Origin of the sequence: Asticcacaulis sp. (genome assembly GCA_024707255.1) — a bacterium.
Classification (GTDB): Bacteria; Pseudomonadota; Alphaproteobacteria; order Caulobacterales; family Caulobacteraceae; genus Asticcacaulis.
This window is the reverse complement of the sequence record JANQAC010000001.1, coordinates 1,014,531-1,033,792: the sequence shown is the minus strand read 5'-3', so window position 1 is coordinate 1,033,792 and position 19,262 is coordinate 1,014,531. Positions and strand designations below refer to the sequence as shown.

The 19,262-nt window shown below is 59.1% G+C and carries 17 protein-coding genes, 1 tRNA gene and 1 pseudogene; 5 read left to right on the top strand and 14 right to left on the bottom strand.

Translation table 11 applies throughout. The features are described from left to right. Window positions 1-116 precede the first annotated feature (116 nt). Together groL and groES are read right to left on the bottom strand one after the other, a co-directional pair. Window positions 117-1,761, bottom strand: a pseudogene (gene groL, locus NVV72_04970) (chaperonin GroEL). A gap of 122 nt (window positions 1,762-1,883) precedes the next feature. Then, complete coding sequence (gene groES, locus NVV72_04965) at window positions 1,884-2,174, bottom strand: co-chaperone GroES (GenBank protein MCR6658712.1); 291 nt, start codon at window positions 2,172-2,174, stop codon at window positions 1,884-1,886. 204 nt (window positions 2,175-2,378) lie between these two features. Here groES and NVV72_04960 point away from each other — a divergent pair, with 204 nt between their 5' ends. After that, window positions 2,379-2,681, top strand: coding sequence for a DUF883 C-terminal domain-containing protein (locus NVV72_04960; protein ID MCR6658711.1), 303 nt, complete (start codon window positions 2,379-2,381; stop codon window positions 2,679-2,681). A 38-nt stretch (window positions 2,682-2,719) separates the two neighbouring features. On the opposite strand, the gene NVV72_04955 is transcribed toward NVV72_04960, so the two are convergent. The 7 genes from NVV72_04955 to NVV72_04925 all read right to left on the bottom strand — a co-directional run bounded on the left by NVV72_04955 (window position 2,720) and on the right by NVV72_04925 (window position 10,204). After that, window positions 2,720-3,547, bottom strand: coding sequence for an endonuclease/exonuclease/phosphatase family protein (locus NVV72_04955; protein ID MCR6658710.1), 828 nt, complete (start codon window positions 3,545-3,547; stop codon window positions 2,720-2,722). 2 nt (window positions 3,548-3,549) lie between these two features. Next, the gene (locus tag NVV72_04950) at window positions 3,550-3,783 is read right to left on the bottom strand and encodes a helix-turn-helix transcriptional regulator (protein MCR6658709.1); all 234 of its coding nucleotides are present in this window, start codon (window positions 3,781-3,783) and stop codon (window positions 3,550-3,552) included. Continuing rightward, a complete protein-coding gene (locus NVV72_04945) occupies window positions 3,783-4,304 on the bottom strand; it encodes a hypothetical protein (GenBank protein MCR6658708.1) in 522 nt (173 codons plus the stop codon). Before NVV72_04945 ends, NVV72_04950 begins: the two co-directional genes overlap by 1 nt. Before the next feature lie 137 nt (window positions 4,305-4,441). After that, window positions 4,442-4,945: a helix-turn-helix transcriptional regulator gene (locus tag NVV72_04940; protein ID MCR6658707.1), complete on the bottom strand. Its 504-nt coding sequence runs from the start codon at window positions 4,943-4,945 to the stop codon at window positions 4,442-4,444. A 196-nt stretch (window positions 4,946-5,141) separates the two neighbouring features. After that, complete coding sequence (locus NVV72_04935; GenBank protein ID MCR6658706.1) at window positions 5,142-5,660, bottom strand: hypothetical protein; 519 nt, start codon at window positions 5,658-5,660, stop codon at window positions 5,142-5,144. A gap of 416 nt (window positions 5,661-6,076) precedes the next feature. After that, window positions 6,077-8,470 carry a glycoside hydrolase family 95 protein gene (locus NVV72_04930; protein ID MCR6658705.1) on the bottom strand — a complete coding sequence of 798 codons (2,394 nt, stop codon included), beginning with the start codon at window positions 8,468-8,470 and terminating at the stop codon, window positions 6,077-6,079. A 105-nt stretch (window positions 8,471-8,575) separates the two neighbouring features. Continuing rightward, window positions 8,576-10,204 carry an ATP-binding cassette domain-containing protein gene (locus NVV72_04925; protein MCR6658704.1) on the bottom strand — a complete coding sequence of 543 codons (1,629 nt, stop codon included), beginning with the start codon at window positions 10,202-10,204 and terminating at the stop codon, window positions 8,576-8,578. A gap of 395 nt (window positions 10,205-10,599) precedes the next feature. On the opposite strand from NVV72_04925, the gene NVV72_04920 reads away from it, so the two are divergent. Continuing rightward, complete coding sequence (locus tag NVV72_04920) at window positions 10,600-11,970, top strand: amidohydrolase family protein (GenBank protein ID MCR6658703.1); 1,371 nt, start codon at window positions 10,600-10,602, stop codon at window positions 11,968-11,970. Window positions 11,971-12,005: 35 nt separating this feature from the next. Next, on the top strand, window positions 12,006-13,310 hold the full coding sequence (locus tag NVV72_04915) for an alpha/beta hydrolase (GenBank protein MCR6658702.1): 1,305 nt from the start codon (window positions 12,006-12,008) through the stop codon (window positions 13,308-13,310). Window positions 13,311-13,343: 33 nt separating this feature from the next. Here NVV72_04915 and NVV72_04910 read toward each other — a convergent pair whose 3' ends face one another. From NVV72_04910 to NVV72_04895, 4 genes are read right to left on the bottom strand one after another with little or no spacing between them, the layout of a single operon-like run. Further along, window positions 13,344-13,466 carry a hypothetical protein gene (locus tag NVV72_04910; protein ID MCR6658701.1) on the bottom strand — a complete coding sequence of 41 codons (123 nt, stop codon included), beginning with the start codon at window positions 13,464-13,466 and terminating at the stop codon, window positions 13,344-13,346. After that, entirely contained in the window at window positions 13,456-14,619 is a 1,164-nt protein-coding gene (locus tag NVV72_04905; protein ID MCR6658700.1) for a tetratricopeptide repeat protein, read from the bottom strand. The genes NVV72_04910 and NVV72_04905 overlap by 11 nt, the downstream gene beginning before the upstream one ends. 22 nt (window positions 14,620-14,641) lie before the next feature. Then, window positions 14,642-15,088, bottom strand: a complete 447-nt coding sequence (locus NVV72_04900) for a hypothetical protein (GenBank protein MCR6658699.1) — start codon at window positions 15,086-15,088, stop codon at window positions 14,642-14,644. Window positions 15,089-15,117: 29 nt separating this feature from the next. After that, window positions 15,118-15,636 carry an Lrp/AsnC family transcriptional regulator gene (locus NVV72_04895; GenBank protein MCR6658698.1) on the bottom strand — a complete coding sequence of 173 codons (519 nt, stop codon included), beginning with the start codon at window positions 15,634-15,636 and terminating at the stop codon, window positions 15,118-15,120. A gap of 216 nt (window positions 15,637-15,852) precedes the next feature. On the opposite strand from NVV72_04895, the gene NVV72_04890 reads away from it, so the two are divergent. Together NVV72_04890 and NVV72_04885 are read left to right on the top strand one after the other, a co-directional pair. Further along, on the top strand, window positions 15,853-16,887 hold the full coding sequence (locus NVV72_04890) for a glycosyltransferase (protein MCR6658697.1): 1,035 nt from the start codon (window positions 15,853-15,855) through the stop codon (window positions 16,885-16,887). 81 nt (window positions 16,888-16,968) lie between these two features. Continuing rightward, a tRNA-Met gene (locus tag NVV72_04885) sits at window positions 16,969-17,045 on the top strand. A 68-nt stretch (window positions 17,046-17,113) separates the two neighbouring features. On the opposite strand, the gene NVV72_04880 is transcribed toward NVV72_04885, so the two are convergent. Further along, the gene (locus tag NVV72_04880; protein ID MCR6658696.1) at window positions 17,114-19,171 is read right to left on the bottom strand and encodes a TonB-dependent receptor; all 2,058 of its coding nucleotides are present in this window, start codon (window positions 19,169-19,171) and stop codon (window positions 17,114-17,116) included. Window positions 19,172-19,262 lie beyond the last annotated feature (91 nt).

The following is a 19,262-nucleotide window of genomic DNA, read 5'->3' as shown; positions in this document are numbered from 1 at the left end:
GCGACCCGCTCTTTCAATGTAACCTGTGACCATTTTCGCAGGGCTTTGCCCGAGAAAATTGTCTCGATCTTGAGCCACCTTGGAATGCCCCCTTGAGGCATTCCAAGGTGAGGACATTAGAAATCCATGCCGCCCATGCCGCCCATGCCGCCGCCCATTTGCGGGGCCGGCGCGGCTTCTTTCTTGGGGGCTTCGGCGACAGCGGCTTCCGTGGTGATCAGGATGCCGGCGACCGAAGCGGCGTCTTGCAGCGCCGTGCGGACAACCTTGGCCGGATCGATAACACCGTCAGCTACCAGGTCGACGTACTTTTCGGTCTGGGCGTTGAAGCCGTAACCGGCGCTCTCATTGCTGAGAACGGCGTTGACGACGACGGAGCCTTCGACACCAGCGTTTTCAGCGATCTGACGCAGCGGCGCCTGGATGGCCTTGCGCACGATGGCGATACCGGCGGTCTGGTCGGAGTTGACGCCTTCGTGCCGGCCAGGGCCTTGGACGCCTTCAGCAGGGCGGTGCCGCCGCCGGGGACGATGCCTTCTTCAACGGCCGCGCGGGTCGCGTTCAGGGCGTCATCGACGCGGTCCTTCTTTTCCTTGACTTCGACTTCGGTCGAGCCGCCGACGCGGATGACGGCAACGCCGCCGGCCAGCTTGGCCAGACGTTCCTGCAGCTTTTCCTTGTCGTAGTCCGAGGTGGTTTCCTCGATCTGCTTCTTGATCTGGCCGATACGGGCTTCAATGTCGGACTTCTCACCAACGCCATCAACGATGGTGGTGTTTTCCTTGGTGATGGTCACCTTCTTGGCGCGGCCGAGCTGGTCGAGCGAGACGGTTTCCAGCTTGATACCGAGGTCTTCGGAGATCACTTCGCCCTTGGTCAGGACGGCGATGTCTTCCAGCATGGCCTTGCGGCGGTCGCCGAAGCCGGGGCCTTGACGGCGGCAACGCGCAGGCCGCCACGCAGGCGGTTGACGACGAGGGTGGCCAGGGCTTCGCCTTCAACGTCTTCGGCGATGATCAGCAGCGGACGGCCGGACTGCACGACGGCTTCGAGGATCGGCAGCATGGGCTGGAGCGAGGTGATCTTCTTGTCGAACACCAGGATGTACGGGTCTTCGAGGACCGCTTCCATCTTGTCCGGGTTGGTGATGAAGTAGGGCGACAGGTAGCCGCGATCGAACTGCATGCCTTCGACGACGTCGAGTTCGGTTTCGGCGGTCTTGGCTTCTTCAACCGTGATGACGCCTTCATTGCCGACCTTTTCCATGGCCTTGGCGATCATTTCGCCGACTTCGAGGTCGCCATTGGCCGAGATGGTGCCGACCTGGGCGATTTCGCCGTTGGTGGTGACCTTCTTGGAGGACGCCTTGATCTGCTCGACGACAACCGTGACAGCCTTGTCGATGCCGCGCTTCAGGTCCATCGGGTTCATGCCGGCGGCCACGGCCTTGAGGCCTTCCTGCACGATGGCCCGGGCCAGAACGGTGGCGGTGGTGGTGCCGTCACCGGCCTTGTCGTTGGTCTTGGAGGCGACTTCGCGGATCATCTGCGCGCCCATGTTTTCGAACTTGTCTTCCAGTTCGATTTCCTTGGCGACGGAGACGCCGTCCTTGGTGGAACGCGGGGCGCCGAAGGACTTGTCGAGCACGACGTTGCGGCCCTTGGGGCCGAGGGTCACTTTAACAGCGTTGGCGAGGATGTTCACTCCGCGCAGCATCTTTTCACGCGCGTCAGAACCAAAGAGAACTTGTTTGGCAGCCATTGTGGATATTCCTATCTTTTGGCGTTGAATTTAAAAGGTTTTAGAGGAAGCAAGATGCCCCACCATCACGCCCTGCGGGCGCGGTCCCCCTCCCCAACAAGTTGGGGAGGTACAAGAGGGGATTAGCGGGTGATGATACCCAGAACGTCGGATTCCTTCAGGATCAGCAGGTCTTCGCCGTCGATCTTGACTTCCGTGCCGCCCCACTTGCCGAACAGGATGCGGTCTCCGGCCTTGACGTCGAGAGCGACAACTTCGCCCTTGTCATTGCGCGTGCCGGAGCCGACGGCGACGACTTCGCCTTCCTGCGGCTTTTCCTTGGCGGTGTCGGGGATGATGATGCCACCCTTGGTCTTGGCTTCTTCTTCGACTCTCTTGACCAGAACGCGGTCGCCTAACGGGCGAAAGCTCATGGGATGTCTCCATTTTTCATTTAATGAGTTGCGTGTTAGCAGTCGCCGTCGGCGAGTGCTAAGGCGGCCTTGAAGTAGTGCCGGGCCAGAGCCGAGTCAAGGGCGGCCCCTCACAAAAAAATTATAAAACGGCCTGAAATCCGAACGGTTTAATCACTATATTCACTCTAGGTTTGACTTAACCGCAATTCTGAGGAGCCCGTTATGTTGTCTGCCAAGGCCAAGGCCGCCGCCCGTAAGCTGGAATCGTTGAATGAAGGCGATGTCCAGTCGATTTCCGAGATGATCAAGCACGAGGTCGAGCACGCCACGCATGTGGTGGCCGAACGCGCCAAGGAGGCCGAGGCGAAGGTGCGCGATTTCACCGATCACGCCACGGATGATGTGAAGCGCTATTCCAGCCAGGCCCGCCACAAGATCGAGGAAAACCCGCTGCCGTCGGTGGCGATTGCGCTGGGGGTCGGGTTTATTCTCGGCGCCCTGCTGATCCGCGGCGACCGCCGTTAAACATCAAAGCCCGCCTGGTTTAATCCGCGCGGGCTTTTTTATGGCAAAACCACATCCGCCACGATCGGGAAGTGATCCGAGATCACCCGGCCACCGAAGCTGTCGGTGAGTACGCCGAAGCGTGAAACGGCCAGGCCGCGACCGACAAAGATGTGGTCGATCGCCTCGCCATTGGTCTTTTTGATATCAAAGCCGTTGAAGGTGCCCGGCGGGCCGAAATCGATGGCGGCGCCCACGCGGGCATCCTTCAGGTCCAGGCCGCCTTCCGCCGTCAGGATGCGGTAGGGCGCGCTGTCCGTGCCGGTATTGAAGTCGCCCATGATCAGCACAATCGCGCCCGGATAGGGTGGAATAGCCATGATCTGCCGGGCGCAGTTTGCGCGCGCCACCTCGCCTATATTGTCGAAATGGGTATTGCGGACATCGAGCAGGCGCTCGCTTTGCCGGTCGCGCAGGATCAGGCGGGTAATGGTGCGCGGATAGGCGGCGTCGGCGTCCTTGCCGGGCACGTCCGGCGTTTTCGAGCACCACTGCGTCGAGGCATCGACGCGCAGAAACCGCGTGTGGTCATAGAAAAGCGTGGTGGTCTCGCCGTTGACGCCATCGTCGCGGCCGATGCCATAATGGTCATAGCCGGGCAGGCGGTCGGCGAGGTCGGCTACGGCGGTTTGCGCCGCCTCCTGGACGCCGAAAATATCCGGCGCGGTGAAGGCGATCTGTTTCGCCATCGGGTCACGGCGCTCGGCCCAGCGCGGATTGTCGCCGCTGACATCAACGCGGATATTGTAGCTCATCAGCCGCACGGTTTCGGTGTGTGCCGGCGCGGCCAGCAGCATCAATGCGGCCGCCAGACTTAATATGCGCATGTTCAGTCCTCCGCCTGTGTCAGGTCATTATCGTCGATATCATATTCCATAATATCGGCGGGTTGGCACTCCAGGATCAAGCAAATCTTTGACAGCGTATCAAAACGCATGCCCTTGACCTTTCCTGTGCGCAACAGCGACATCTGGGTTTCGGAAATGCCGATGCGCGCCGCCAGATCCTTGGCGCGAAGCTTGCGCCGAGCCAGCATGATATCGAGGGTTACGCGAACGGGCATCAGACGATTTCGTCCAGTTCGGATTTAAGACGGTGAATACGCAGGCTGGCCGCCGCCATAAGGATACCGATCAGGCCGATCAGAAGCAGCAGGGCCTGTATGTTTTTGTTGGCAGGCGCAGGCAGGGGGCCTGAATAATACATCCACATATGCAGGGTGTGACTGGTCCACAAAAGCTGGAATAACGAACCAACCACCAGCAATCCGCCCGAAATTGTCAGTGAGCTTTCCCATGCAGCTTTATGATTATGCAATCGGCCTATTATTGTCGCACCGATCCACAAGGCCGTACCATACAATGCCCAGCCGATCATCGGCAGGCCGTAGGCGAGAGTCTTGAACACATCTGTCGGACGGGTGAAAATTTGCGACACGAGTGAGACAACTGGCTGCCAGTTCCAGATCAGTGTAATGATGACTAAAAAGACAGGCAGAGCAGCGATTGCTCTAAAAATCCAGGCAAACAAATCCGACGAGCGCCTGGTGACGATATTCAGTACACTACTCGTTTGTTTTAGCATTCTGCCCTCGATGCAATTTGTTTATCTTTGGCATATATAAATTTAAATAAAACTTAAAATCAATGCGTAATTTCAGACGCAGTCAGCCCTTGGCCGCGATTTCGGCAAACGGGCGGGCTCATTGGAAATTCAAGCGCTCAGTCAATCTCTTCGGCGACGAGGCGGGCGCGGTTCAGTTCGCCGATCGACTTGGCGTCGGGGTTTTGCTGCGACAGGAGGTCGGTCATCTGCACGCGCTGTTCGCAGTGGGCGCAGTGCGCCACCGGGCTGAGCGAATGGCCGCAGGCTTCATGGATGAACTCGGTGACCGGCTTTTCCTCACCATAGACATGGCGGGCGCCCCAGTCGCTCATGAAGACGATCATCGGTCGCAGTTCGCGGCCCTTCTGGGTCAGGATATATTCATAGCGGCGCGGGCGCTCGCAGTATAGGCGCTGCTCGAAGATGCCGTGGGCGACGAGATGCTTAAGCCGGGCGGCCAATACATTGCGCGCCAGGCCCAGGGCCTCTTGCCACTGCTCGAACCGGCACAGGCCGTCAAAGGCATCCCGGATAATCAGCAAGGTCCAGGGCTCGCCAACGATTTCAAGGCTGGCCGCTATGGCGCACCTCTGCTTGCTGTAGTCTGCGGATCGGCCCATCTCTGAAACTCTTACTTTTTCGGTTATTGCGAAGCATTCTAGCCATGCCGGCGGCGCATAACCAAGCAAAATAATTTTAACAATAGGTGGAGAATGAAAGATAATGCAAAGATAATATGGCGCGCAGGCTTATCTTACCGCCTTATAAATAAGGCGGCCCGGCCATCTCCTTGTTTGTATTTATTTATTGCCGAGGTCAGTGATTGAGGGCGTAGAGCGCGGAAAAGGCGCGCGCCATGCGGGCTTCGTCATTTCTGATGAAATCGGTTTCAAAATGATCGCCCTGCCAGTGCAGAAGCACGGTGGTGTCGCCGTCGAGGCCGAGAATCAGGCTGTCCTGCGTGGTGCGGATGCCGGTGGCGGCGCAATCGGTGGTGTAGGTGCCGCAATCGGCCTGATAGACGCCGGCAGCGGCGACATGCAGGTTAGGCGTGGTGTTGCCGCTGTCGATGCTGGTGACGCGGATATCCTGCTCGCCTTTGACTGTATTCAGACGGACATGGATAGCGACGCGGCCGGTATCGGCTTCGCTGACCATGTAGAGCTCGTCGGTGCGGCCGTCGCCGTCGAAATCACCGCTGCGCGCGATGGACTGGCCGGAGCGGCTGAAACTATTGAAATCGGGTGTCAGGGTGGAGGCATTCGCCAAGCTGGCGATCATCAGGCCGCCGGCGGCCAGACCGGCCAGAAGAGTTCCCAAAACAACGGTTCGCATACGCATTTCCACACCTTAAGCCTGCGGGCCGGCTGTCCGTTTTCGGTACAGTCTCAAACCCTTTGCGTGGGGGTCACGCAAGGCCGGTGCCAGATTTGCCACAGAGGCGGTCGGATGACAATAATAATTTGTTAACTAATTAGACGATTGTAAAAATGAAGGAAATGCGGACGACTGGCCGGACTTCCGAGGTGACTCAGTGACGGTTTCCGCGAACAGACACCGATTGTTGGGCGCGGTCCGGCGGTCATGTGTGCGCAAAAGGGCGACCAGGGCGTCCGGTCCGAGACTCAGTAACATCATCAGGCTAACTCCAGTTCTGCAATTGAGAATAAGTCGCATTTTTGAATTGGCAAGCGGTAAATGGATCACGTTTTGGTCACCGATCCGGGAAGTGCCGCCACGGAGGCTAACCGTCAGAGAAACCGGGTGGTATCTGGCTGGAAGTGATAGGTTCGGCCGGCGCGCAGGGATATCGCTTCGCCATGCCCAGTACTGATACCAGTGTTTACGCCGGATGGACCGTGCAGCGCCTGTCCCTTCGGCAGTGCGAGTTTCACCGCCAGATCGCGGGTTGGGCGCAAGGTCAGCGACGTGACGAGGCCGTTGCGCCATTGCATATCAAGCGCCACCCCGCCACGACACCTGACGCCTTTGACCTGTCCGTTGGCCCACGCCGCAGGCAGGGCCGGCAGCAGGCGCAGTTCATCCGTGTGGCTTTGCACCAGCATTTCCAGGATTGCCGCCGTGGCGCCCAGATTACCGTCGATCTGGAATATCGGGTCCGGATCGCCGGGGTGGGTATCGAACAGATTTGGCGCGGTGGAATCGGTGAGCAGCTTTTGCAGCATGGCATGAGCTTCAGGGGCATCGCCCAGCCTGGCGCGATACATGGTGAGCCAGGCGGCGCTCCAGCCCGTCTGGCCGCCGCCGTGCTGCAAGCGCGCCTCGATCGTCTTACGGGCCGCCGTCGCCAGGTCCGGTGTGCGCGCCGGATCAATTTCGATCCCTGGGTAAAGTCCGAACAGGTGGGAAATATGGCGGTGTCCCGGCTCCCCTTCCGCCAGTGGCTCGCTCCATTCCAGCACGCGTCCGTCGGCGCCGATCTTCATGCGGTCAAGCCGGGCTATGGTCGTCTGGCAGCGTGCGACGAAATCGACGTCGATCGACAGGGCCTGAGCCGCCTGTGAGGCATGGGTCAGGACCGTGAAGGCCATGGATTGCGACATGGTCGGCCCCATGTCGACATAGGCCACCGTGCCGTCAGGCAGGCGGTATCCGTTTTCCGGGGAAACGGTCGGGCCGGTGACCAGTTTGCCGGTTACAGGATGCTCGACCAGATAGTCGAGGGTGAAGTCCGCGGCCGAGCGAAGGAAGGGGTAAGCCTGATCGGCAAGGAACTGATCGTCACGCGTGAAGAGATAATGTTCCCAGAAATGGAGCGACAGCCAGGCCAGCCCTTCCGGCCACAGGCCGTATTGCGTATTGCCGTCCTGCGCCGTGTGACCCCAGGGGTTGGTCGTATAGTGTGCGACCATGCCATTGCAGTCATAGACCGTTTTGGCCGTCCTTTCGCCGAAGGGCTTTAGCCGCCGGGCATAATCGAACAGGCTTTGATGCAGGTCTCCCAGACCGCAGACCTCGGCCGGCCAGAAATTCATCTGCAGATTTATGTTGATGTGATAGTCGCACTGCCACGGGGGCGCAAAGCCATCGCACCACAGGCCCTGCAGGTTGGGGGGCAGCGAGCCCGGCCGGCAGGACGAAATGAACAGGTAGCGGCCGAAATTGAAATAGGATTCAACAAGCGAATTATCGATCGTTGCGGCGTCGGCGGCCGGCGCCAGCGACAGGTCGATCCGGTCAAACAGCGCCTTGTGGTCCGCGCGCTGCCCGGACACGGTCTGTTTCCAGGTTTTCGCTTTGGCGGCCGTCATCGCCGCCCGTGCCCGGCCGGCGGGATCGGGCTGGAAGAGGTCCGTCTCGCCCGTAATGCGGATAAGGACGCTCCGCGCGCCTTTAATCCGGTAGCCACCATCGATCGGCTCTATTGATCCGCCGTCCAGCGTACAAGTGAGGCAAGCCGCGAAGGTCACGCCAAATGGCTGGGGTTTTCCGGCCAACTGTAGGTGGTCGCCCTGGTGCGACACCTGTGCATCCTGGGTGCGCGACAGGTTGAGCGTAAGGTTGAGTCCCGCTTTCGCCGTTGTTTCCAGGCGAATCAGAATGGCCTTGTCGGGGAAGGAGGCGATCACCGAGCGGCGATAATGGGCGCCATCGATAACATATTCTGTCACGGCCATAGCTTCGGACATATCCAGATAGCGCACGTAATCGGTCGCCACATCGCCATGATCAAATGCGAGCGTCAGATTACCCAGCATCTGATAGGAGCCGTAGTCCTCGAAATTCATCCGGGGCATCATCCGGCTCTGAGCCAGCTTTTCAGCCTCCGCTCTCTGGCCGGCAAATAACAGGCGACGGATCTCTGGCAGGACATCCGGAACGCCGCGCGGATTGTCGTCCACGCCGCGACCGGCCCAGAGTTCGATATGGTTGAGTTGCAAACGCTCGGTTGCCACGCCGCCATAGACCATCGCGCCCATGCGCCCGTTCCCGACTGGCAGGGCCTCCATCATGTGCGTGGCCGGCTTTTGAAAGGACAGGCGTTTGGTCGGTCTGGAGCCTGTAAACCCGCTGTCATGCGCCTGAGCCTGAGCCAGGGCCGGCAGGAGGCTGAGCGCCAGCGAACCGGTGAGCATGTGTCGGCGGCTGATCAGCCCCGCGGAGTCGGTCGGCGTCTGTCCCATTTCGGTTCTTCATCCCTGTTGTTGCGGCCATATTTGCATATATGGTAACAATTTGACAGGTAAAATTATCTGGTCAAGGCTTCGTCCATATGCGGACAGCTCCCCTTATCCGCCGGGATGCAGGCCGGGCGCTTCCTGGCCCGTGCGCGCCACATATTCGCTGTAGCCGCCTTCATAGCGATGCACGCCTTCCGGTGTCAGCTCCAGCACGCGGTTTGACAGCGCCGCCAGGAAATGGCGGTCATGCGAGACGAACAGCATGGTGCCCTCGAAATCGGCCAGGGCCGCCACCAGCATTTCCTTGGTCGCCATGTCGAGGTGGTTGGTCGGTTCGTCGAGCACCAGCAGGTTGGGCGGATCGAACAGCATCTTGGCCATGACCAGGCGTGCTTTTTCGCCGCCGGAGAGCACTCGGCAGGGCTTTTCGACATCATCGCCGGAGAAGCCGAAGCAGCCAGCCAGGGTACGCAGCGCCCCCTGGCCGGCCTGCGGGAAGGAGCCATCCAGCGACTCGAAAATCGTCTCCTCGCCGTCCAGCAGGTCCATGGAGTGTTGGGCGAAATAGCCCATTTTCACGCTGGCCCCGACACCGACCGAGCCCTGATCGGGTTTCGTGTCGCCGGCCACCAGCTTGAGCAGGGTGGATTTGCCCGCGCCATTGGCGCCCAGCACGCACCAGCGCTCTTTGCGGCGCACCAGGAAATTCAGCCCGGAATAGATCGACTGGCTGCCATAGCTCTTGTGGACATTGCGCAGGTTCAGAACGTCATCGCCCGACCGCGGCGGTGAGCGGAATTCAAACTGGATAGTCTGGCGGCGGCGTGGCGCCTCGACCCGCTCGATCTTGTCGAGCTTCTTGACCCGGCTCTGCACCTGCGCGGCGTGGCTGGCCCGCGCCTTGAAGCGCTCGATGAACTTGATTTCCTTGGCCAGCATGGCCTGCTGGCGCTCATATTGCGCCTGGCGCTGGGCTTCGGTGAGGGCGCGCTGTTGTTCGTAGAAATCGAGATCGCCGGAATAGGTGATGAGCGAGCCGCCATCGATTTCCACCACCTTGCCGATGATGCGGTTCATGAAGGCACGGTCGTGCGAGGTCATCAGCAGGGCGCCGTCGTAATTCTTGAGGAAGCTTTCCAGCCAGATCAGGCTTTCGAGATCGAGGTGGTTGGAGGGTTCGTCGAGCAGCATCCCATCCGGGCGCATCAGCAGGATGCGGGCCAGGGCCACGCGCATCTTCCAGCCGCCGGAAAGAAGCCCGACATCGCCATCCATGCGCTCCTGACTGAAACTCAGGCCCGCCAGCACCTCGCGTGCCCGCGCTTCCACTGAGTAACCGTCCAGTTCCTCGAAACGCGCCTGCACGTCGCCATAGCGCTCGATAATGGCGTCAAACCCATCCGCCTGATCCGGATCGGCCATGGCGGCTTCCAGTTGCGCCATCTCGGCGGCCAGCGCACTGACCGGACCAACGCCATCCATCACGGCGGCCACGGCGCTCTGGCCCGACATCTCGCCGACCTCCTGGCTGAAATAGCCGATCGTCAGGCCGGGATCGATGCCGACCAGCCCGTCATCCGGCTGTTCCTGGCCAGTGATCATGCGGAAAAGCGTGGTCTTGCCCGCGCCATTCGGCCCGACCAGCCCGACCTTCTCGCCTTTCTGAATGCCCATGGAGGCATCGATGAACAGGATCTGGTGGCCGTTCTGCTTGCTGATATTGTCGAGACGGATCATTACTTACTCAGATATGGGGCACGGCCGTCAGCGATGTGCGCGGCATCGGGCAGCCCTCTACAGGGACACCGCCCGTTCGTCCAGAGTTTGCAGGGCGATCACGCCCGCCATTATGCATTGCCTTCTGCATAAGTCTGGCATCGCAACGCTACGTCAAAATTTAGCGGGGGCATGTCTCAAAGCATGGACAAAGGTTAATTTGACTGGTGCTGGAGGTGAGCATAACTTCGAGCAATATAAAAATAATGTTTCCAATAATACTACATGGCTGATGAGCGGGTATTACATGGGGGAGAAGATATACATGTTTCAAAGACTAAGTATTACCATTTTTTTTTCTGGCAATCGGCATTCTCCCAGGCGCTGCACAGGCGACGGACAAAGTGGAGGCGGATTTGGTTTTTGACCATGTTACCGTCATTCCCATGACCAGGGACATTGCCCAGGCAGACATGTCGGTGGTTGTGGGCGGCGGCAAGATAATCGCAATTGTTAAGGGGGGGCAGTCAGACCTTTATCCCGATGCCAGACATATAGATGGCCACGGCCAGTTCCTGATGCCCGGCCTGTCGGATATGCATGTTCACCTGCGAATGCCGCCTCAGGATTTTTTTGACCTGAACCTGGCCTCCGGTGTCACAACTGTATTCAATATGGGCACAGCCGACGGGAACGGTAAAATTGATCATCTGGCTCTGCGCGCAAGCATAGAGGCTGGCACAATGGAAGGCCCCCGTTATCTGGTGAGCGGCCCACAGCTTGAAAGCTACATGTTCAAGTCAGTGAAGGACGTGGATGCCATCCTTCAGGAAAATGGCGAGCGCCATTATGACGCCATCAAGATTCATGGCGACCTGCCGCCCGACATTTATGACGCCCTGATCACGGGCGCACGGCAAAGAGGATTCCGCATCAGGGGGCACGGCCAGCACATGATGCCGCTGGCGCAGACATTGCGCATGGATTGCGTCGAGCATATCGAGGAACTCCTCTATATCTCACGCGATTCAAGCTTTGGGCAGGAAGCCAAATTTGGCGTCGAGGAAAACGGCAACATCAATAACTACCTGACGGCCTATTATCACAATATTTCTCATCTCGAAGACCATGAATATCGCGCCGAAATCGTGAAGGACATCGCCGGTTCCGGCGTATACTGGGATCCTACGCTTATCATCTATGCCATGATCCCGACCTATGTCTCAGATGATTCCTTCGCCGAACTGGCTCACGATCCGCGTTTGAAATACCTGCCGGAATCGATGCGCCGCGAAAGCCTGGACAAGGATAAAAATGAATATCGCTCCGGATTGGTGCCCGTTTTCTCAACCTTTCTGAAATCCGTGGGTGATCCGTCCAGCTTGAAGGATCATTTCGATCATAATATCGATATCCTGCTCACCCTGATCAAAGAGCTTCACGAGGCCGGCGTCCCCCTGCTGATCGGTTCCGATGCCTTCGGGGCGCTGACGCCCGGCTTTGCGCAACATCAGGAAATGGAACTCCTGGTAAAAGCCGGATTGACACCTTTTCAGACGCTGCAGGCGGCAACGGTAAATTCTGCCAGGTATCTGGGTGAATTCGATGAGGCCGGCACGATAGAAGTCGGCAAACGCGCGGATTTTATATTGCTCGGCGCCAATCCATTGACCGATATCCATAATGCGGAAGATGTGCAGGGCGTTTTCACCCACGGGAAATGGCATTCGGCCGAAGATCTGCGGATGCGGCTGGCCAGGGCGGCGAAGGATGCGGCGGAAAACTGATCAGCCGCCGTTATGAACGCAGAGGGGATTAGATTTTGCGCTACCTGTTTAAATACATACTTACGGTCGCATGGCTTGCGCTGGCAATGACGTCCAGGGCCTGGTCCGCAGAGTCCGGATGTGAGGCCGGCGCCTATGGTGCAGCGGATCAGGATATCGTCGTGCTCCAGCCGAAGGATTTTATACCCTCTCCCGGCCTGGGATATCTGACGCTGGATGGCAGGTACGGCAGCACGCTATCGGGCACAAGTGCCGTTGTCTGTGGCGATGGATACGTTTTGCTAACGACCGAGAATGCTGGCCATATCCGCCTTGACAGACGCGAGTTTAAGCGGACGCGCAAAGACATCCAGGTGCCGGGAGCCACGCTTGTCGGCGAACTGCTTGAACCGCTAGGACAGGGGGCGCCATCTGTAATGCCCCTGGTCGTAATGGTTCAGGGATCGGAAACCGAAGCGGCGGTCGACAATAATCGCGCCTACCTGCTCGCGGCACGAGGCATCGCCGTCTTCACATATGACAAAAGGGGCACCGGACAGTCCGGCGGCTTTTATACGCAGAATTTCGAGCTGCTTGCCGATGACGCGGCCGCCGCGATGGCCCAGGCCCAGGCCATGATGCGCGGGCGTTTTGATCGAGCTGGATATTGGGGGCAAAGTCAGGGCGGCTGGGTGGCGCCGCTGGCCGCGACACGGTCGAAGGTCGATTTTGTTGCTGTTGGATTTGGATTGGTCGTCTCCCCGATTGATGAGGATCGTGACCAGATGCTTTTGGAGGCAGAGGCGTTCGGCTTGACCAGTCACGAAAAGGAACAGATCAGGCGGCTTTCCATAGCCACCGCACGGATTGTTTCCTCTCATTTTACATCGGGCTTCGAAGATCTGGAGGCGCTGCGAAAAGAGGTCGGCGTTAAACAGTGGGCAGGCCGGATTCAGGGGGAATACAGCGGCGACATGTTGCGGATGAGCGAGAGCGATCTGCGCCGCGTAGGCCGGGCCTTGTTCGATAACCTGGAAATTATCTGGGATTATGACGCCGCTTCCGTTCTGAACCGGCTGGACGTACCGTTGCTGTGGGCTATCGCCGGGAAAGATCGTGAGGCGCCAATTGATCAGACGGTCGCTTCATTAGGCGACTTCAAAAAACGGGGAAAGCCTTTCGATGTATATATATTCCCGGAAACGGATCACGGCATGTACGAATTCATTGAAAAGCCGGATGGAAGTCGTGTAAATATGCGCGTTACCGATGGTTATTTCAAGCTTACGGGCGATTGGATTCTGAGGACAACGGGCCGTCAGTATGGGCGATCCTATACGATCCTCAATCCGAAGCCTTGATAAGACATAATCCCCCTTCCGCCTAGGTTGTCTTCACGGCTTCAGCTTGATCACGCCGATCACAGCCGGGGCGGGGGCATCGGATTTCGCATTGCCCTGATCGTCGAGATTGCTCCACTGGCTGTCGGCGACGAAGACGAACTCGTCACCCGCCACCGTGCCTTGGGTCGGCTGGGAAAGCAGCTTCGGCGACCGCAGCAGGAGTTCGACCGAGTCCACCTCGGTTCCAGTCGGCGGACATATGCAGGCGCAGGATGCGGTTGGGCTTCAGGCCGTTCTGCACGGCGATCAGGTCATTGCCATAGCGGCTGAGCGAGGTGATGCCCAGCAGGTTGCCATCCGCCGGCGGCAGCAGGCGCGCCATGGCGCCGGTGGTCAGGTCGACGCGGTAAAGACCGGAGGTGAAATCCGTCACCATCAGGGCCGTGGCGTCGGCGTTTTCGGCCAGGCCCTGCGGACTGTCCATATAGCCTTCGGGGATCAGGGTTTCCAGCGTATCGCCATAGCCGGTCAGGCGCAGCACCTCGCCATGCACGGTATCGGTGACATAGAGATCGTCACGGCCCAGCAGCAGGTGGCCGAATTCGCGGTCCTTCTTTGCCGGATCGCTGACCGCTCTCAGCACCTTGCCATCGGCGGCGCTGAAGGCGACGATCTTGGAATTGATCGGCTTGGCCGCATCATAGCCCTCGGTCAGGCGGCTGTGGACCGTGGCGGCGTAAAGCGTGCCGTCGCGCAGGCCCAGACCATAGGCGGCGACGCCCGGCCGGAAATTGATGACATCGCGCGCCCCTTCGGGCGACAGGGCGATGACCTTGCCGTCATGAAGGCTGGTCAGGTAAAGCTGCTGCTGGTCCGGCAGATAGGCCAGCCCTTCGACGATATTGAAACCCTTGAGCGCGGTCAGCCCCTCCATGTCGCCTACCGGCGTCTGGTTGAGCTGAAGCTGGTTTTCGAGGTCAGCGTCCCATATGGCGTTGAAATCGCTGTTTTTGGCGAGATCGAGCAGGTTGCCGCGTTTCAGGTAATCGAGCAGGGCAGCCCTGGCCTCCGGCTTGCGCTTCTGCGCCAGGAAGACCTGGGCGCGCAGCAGCGGAATGGAGGGCGAATCCGGCAGGATGGCCTGGGCCTTGTCGAAATCGTCCAGAGCGGTGGCAGTGTCGCCCTTGTCGAACGCGGTCATGCCGTCGCCGCGAAGGGTGCGGAATTGGCCGAGATCGGAGGCGGGGTCAACCGTCTGGGCCTGGGCGGATGCGGCCGAAACAGAGAGCAGCAGGGAGGCTAAAGCGATTGGAATCGAAAAGCGCATATGAATGATTTCCTCGCAGGCCTTAGGATTTAGGCGAAGCCTGTGCGTATTTTTTGAGCAGCATCGTGCGCTTCATGCCTAATGCAAATGCGATCATAAAACCAATGATGACTGTAAGCGCAGAACTCCGCGCCACTGTTTCGATGCTGAGCATGTGGAATTTTGGAGCAAATATCAGGATGCACAGAGCCAGCATTGTGATGCCTAACAAGGCATACCGCAGGCATTCGATAATCAGAAACCTGGTGTCAAATGCTTTATCTGCAACCGGAGTTATGAATGTATGCCGTTTCATGCAGGCAAGGGCCGCTGCCACCAGTCCTGTGGCGATGGGACCAAGCCCCTGTTTTAAAATCACCTCAACACCAAAGGCATTGCCGGCATACTTGTATAAAAGGACAAGGATGCTGGCCGTCAGAAACAGTAAGGATGCCGGAGTCTGCGTCAAGGTTTTAACGGTTTTCTGCATATGCCCCCTCTTTTTGATGTGCGATATTGCTACTTTTCGGTAGCTTTAGACAACGGCGCAGCCTTCGTCATGTCGACCACCAGGCTGATCGGCACAGCCGTGGTCTGGCGGACGCTGCGCATGATGATCCGGCTTTCGACGCCGGAGACCAGATCCGAGGCCAGCAGCTTGTCGCGCAGGAAGTCGTCATAGGCGTGCATGTCGCGCGTCATCACCCGCAGCATATAGTCCTCGTGGCCGGTGACGGTCTGGCAACTGACGACTTCCGGCCAGTTTTCCAGCCGCGCCTCGAAGGCTTCCAGATTGGCGCGCGAGGGCAGGGCCAGCTTGACCGAGATATAGACCTCGAAACTGAGGCCCAGCTTTTCGGCATCGAGCACCGTCACGCGCTTGCGAACCACGCCCAGGTCTTCCAGCCGCTTGATGCGGCGCCAGCAAGGCGAAGGCGACAGGCCGACACGCTCCGCCAGGTCGGCCACCGAAAGCGAGGCGTCTTCCTGGATCAGTTCCAGGATACGTGCGTCGAGTTCATCGATCAGATCGGACAAAATTTACCCCCAAAAACGCGGCAATGCACGGCAGTCCTCTATTACTGGGCATAAACAGCGGAAATTTCTACCCAAAAACGCGCGAAGAGGCGACAAATGAAACAAAACTGCGGCTAATGGACATCCATGAACGAAATTGGCGGCAAAGGGCTGTAATTCCGCCGAATATATGTACGATACCGCCTACATTTTCGTCTGCCTCCGGATAAGTCCTCCATGCGCGTCCTCAATATCATGCTGGCCCAGGTGCGCGGTGGCGTCGAAACCATGTCCCTGCGCTACCACGAGGCGATGACGGCCGCCGGTATTGATGTCTTGAGCCTCGGCCACAGCGATGGCGTGCTGGCGCATCATTTGCCGCCGGAGCGCTTCCGGTCGGTCAATGCCCTGGTCAATCACGATCCGTTTGCCGCGCTGGCCTTGCGCCGCATCGCCCGCGACTTCCGGCCGGATATCGTGCTGACTCACGGCAACCGCGCCACCGGCATTGCGCTCCTGCCCTTTCTCGGCACGGCGGAAAAGACGGTTCAGGTGGTGCATAATTTCCGTCACAAGGGCCAGCTCAGCCGCCTGCGCGCCGCCATTTGCGTGTCCGATTCGGTGCATGACAGCGTGGCGGCGGCGCATCCGGATATGCCCCTGTTCACGGTCGCCAATTTCGGCCCGCTGCACGAACGCCCGGTCAAGCCGGCGCCGGCGGGCACGCCGGTGCTGGGGACACTCGGCCGCCTGCATGTCAACAAGGGCATAGATGTCATGGTGCGCGCCATGGCCCTGCTGAAGGCGCGGGGCGTGGCGGCGGTGCTGAAAATCGCCGGCGACGGGCCGGAAATGCCGCGCCTGACGCGCCTGATCATCGATGAAGGTGTCTCAGATCGCGTCCATTTCGCCGGCTGGATCGAAGAGCCGGCGGATTACCTGCATGGCCTGGACCTGTTCGTCCTGCCGTCGCGCGTCGAGCCATTCGGCCTGGTGGTGGCCGAAAGCATGGCGGCGGGCGTGCCGGTGGTGGCCACCGATATCGACGGGCCGAAGGAGATTTTACAGCATGGCGCGCTGGGGCAATTGTGCGCGGCGGAAGACCCGGAAGGGTTGGCGGCGGCCATCGCCCTGGCGCTTTCCGACTGGAAAACCACGCTCGAAAAGGCCCGCGCCGCGCAAAGCCATGCCCTGTCGCAGTTCAGCCTGGAAGCCGGCCAGGCGCGCCTGGTGAAGACGCTCGAACAAATTGCACAGAAACACATAATCTAGCCCTTGAATGCCGCAGACATATTGGCTATAGGCCCTCCCTCCGGGAGCGTGAGCCATCCGCTCTCATACGGACACTGGTACGGTTGGGTAGCTCAGATGGTTAGAGCGGTGGATTCATAACCCACAGGTCGGCGGTTCGATCCCGCCTCCAACCACCAGGGCCGTTACGCCCCTGACCCTGTAACGCGGTAGCGCAGTGGCAAGGCACCTCAGTCAATTCTGATTTTTATGGCTTGGAAAACCCACCAAAACTGCGGCTCAGCGATATGGACAGCGTCGGGCTTTGCGGGCTTGTCACGGAGCGGCTACGCAGGACATTCGAGTCGGTGACGAAAAACGTCTTGTTCATGCGCAGTATATTGCTCAGATAGACGCTCAATTGCACTTTCTGTGTGAGGCTGTGGCTCCAGGACAGGTTATCGTAGGCAAAGGACGACATGTAGCCCTGGCCGGTCAGGCGTTTGCCGATACTATTGAAGCTAAAGTTGATATTGTCCTTGGTGGAGAGGGTGTAGCCGAAGCCGAAACTGCCGTTGATTGCGGTCAGGGACTGTGAGCCGGACCGGCCGAAATCCGGCACCCGCATGGTCTGGAGCGTGATATCCGCGTTCAGGTACAGTTTCGACGACAGGCGGCGGTTGCCGTTCATTGCTATGCCAATGGCCGTCGCCGTGCCGGAATTCACCGCCATGGTCCTGATGATCGCGTTGCCGGCGCTGTCGGTTTCGGCTATGCTCGCGGCGGTGATGAGATGTTCGTCGCGGTTATAGAAGCCGCGAACCGTATAGCTGGTGCCTTTGTCGGTATATTCATAGGTCGCCTCCCAGGCGCCGGTTTCCTGTGGACGCAGGTGCGGATTGCCTGAGCTCAGGTGCGTGGCGTTGATATAGGCGACGTAAGGGTTGAGGTCGCGCGGCTGAGGTCTTTGCAGGCGGTGAGCATAGCTGAACCGCCACCGGGCTTTCGGCGACATGACATAGGTAGCGAAAAAGCTGGGATTCAGGCGGGTATCGGTGACATGTCCGGTGGTGTCCGAGCTGATCAGGTTGGTGTCGAGTTCAAGCGTTTCGGAACGCAGGCCTGCGAGCACCGTCCATTTGTCACCGAACTCCTTCTGCCAGGTGAGATAGGCGGCGGACAGGGTCTGTCTGTAGTCGAACGCGCTGTCGAACGCCGCCATTGTGCCGGAGTTGCGGGTGGTCTCGTGCGCCTGGGTCAGCTGCAGACCGGCGGACAACTGGTCGTCGCCCACGGTCGTGTTGTAATCGAGGGTGAAATCCGCCGTACGGGTTTCGCTTCGGTTTTGCACCGCATTAAAGCTCTGCTGGCCCCCCGAATACTGGTCCTGAAAGCTGAAATCGCTGCCCCGGCGGGAGAGAATGCCATCGATCCTGAGGGTCTCGTCCGGCTTTTTTCCGTAATGGGTCCAGCCGAGGCCCAGAGTGCCGCTGTCCATATTCATCTGCCCGGTATTTTCGTCCGTATACGGATTTTCCAGGCCGCTGGCATTATATACCGTGTAGCGTGTCACACCGCCGGAGCGGAGCCTCATCTGCATGAAGCTGGCCTGGCCGCGCAGCCGGTCATCGGGGCCAATCTCATATTCGAAATTACCGGAGGCATTGGGGCCGCCCGTGACAGAATGGGAAACGCCTTGGCTGTCGGTGGTTTGAAGCGGCAGGCCTGTGGTATCAAACGGGCTCAGGCTCTGGCTGGACGCCGTATCTGACACAGTGTGGTTATAGTAAAGAAAACCGCTGGCCGTCAGCTTGCCGGTATGCCAGTTGAGAAAGGCGTTTGAATCGATTCCGCCCGTCGATATAGTCCTTATGCCGGTTGTGCCGGACCAACTGTCGGGCAGGCCATGACTCGTTACCAGATTGATGATGCCGCCGGAACCTTGCGAACCGAACTGGGCGCCCGGCGTGGATATTACCTCGATCGAGGAAATATATCGCGATGGCATGGCCCTGAGCGCCGCGCTGCGATTATCACCAGTCAGGATGAGCGACGGATGGCCGTCGACATAGATTTCGACATGTCGGCCGCGCAGGGTAATGTTGCCTGCGGGATCAACCGCCACGCCGGGCACCTTGTTCAGGGCGTCGGCCACTGTGCCGTCAGCGGCCTGGACATCCTTGTCGACCTCATAAACGTCGCGGTCCGTTGCTTTGCGTTTCTCGCCCTTGACGATGACTTGCGTTGTGGCTTCATCGGTGGCGGGCGGCTGACTGTCCTGCGCGCAGGCGGCTGTAGCCGCCATGCTCAGGAGGCCGATCAGCATGTATATGGAAATATGTTTCCGGCTTATGTCCGCCCCCTGAGCATGGCTCCACTGGCAGATGAAAGTAAATCCCGCCCGAAATCAAGCGGGC